Source organism: Sunxiuqinia sp. sy24, assembly GCF_052677165.1.
Map to the genome: position 1 here is coordinate 1 of NZ_JBQYLH010000047.1, position 699 is coordinate 699.

Annotated in this window: 1 protein-coding gene; it reads right to left on the minus strand. The window is 43.1% G+C overall.

Annotated features, from left to right (window positions below):
- The coding region (locus ACUNWA_RS19025; RefSeq protein WP_445593512.1) for a TIM-barrel domain-containing protein at window positions 1–699 on the minus strand (699 nt) is incomplete at both ends.

The following is a 699-nucleotide window of genomic DNA, read 5'->3' on the forward strand; positions in this document are numbered from 1 at the left end:
GACTTGTCTTTGATGAAATAGCCTTTTTTATCCAGTGCACGATACACATCGCAGTCGGGGCTCACAAAGGGGCATACCCACAGCATCACCTTAAATCCCATATCGTGTAACTCATCCATCATGGCTTTAGGATCATCAAATCGTCCTTCATGAAAGTTCCACTTGCCATAATCTTCTTGCCAGTTGTCGTCAATCATCAATACGCCTGCCGGATAGTTATTGCCTTTTATGGCGTGGGCATACTTCAGAATATCTTTTTGATTCTGATCATACATTAACTCAATCCAGGTGTTGTATTGAGGGCTTGTAAACAGAATTTCATCAGGGGTTTTGCCTGAAGGAGCAAAGTAAGTATTACTGGCATGCAAGTAGGCTCCCTTCAGGTTTCCATGACCTTCGGAGTGGATGATTTTGTCATTACTGATTACGGTTAACTGACCTGATTTGAGGATGATGTGCAGAGGAGATTCGCTCCAAATGACATCCCCCTGATCCGATAGTAACAGGGGTTGTACCTGGTTGCCAAATCCTTTTCCATAGGTGTTCACTTCGAAGTTTTCCTGCAAAGGCATCAACTGTCCGAGACCAATAATTCCGGCCCACCAATTGCGATCACTGCTATTTTGGACAATCAGCGTATCTGCTGTCTGCCCAAATGAGAAATTGCTTAGCAAAATAAGTAAGCAAATAATTGAAGTT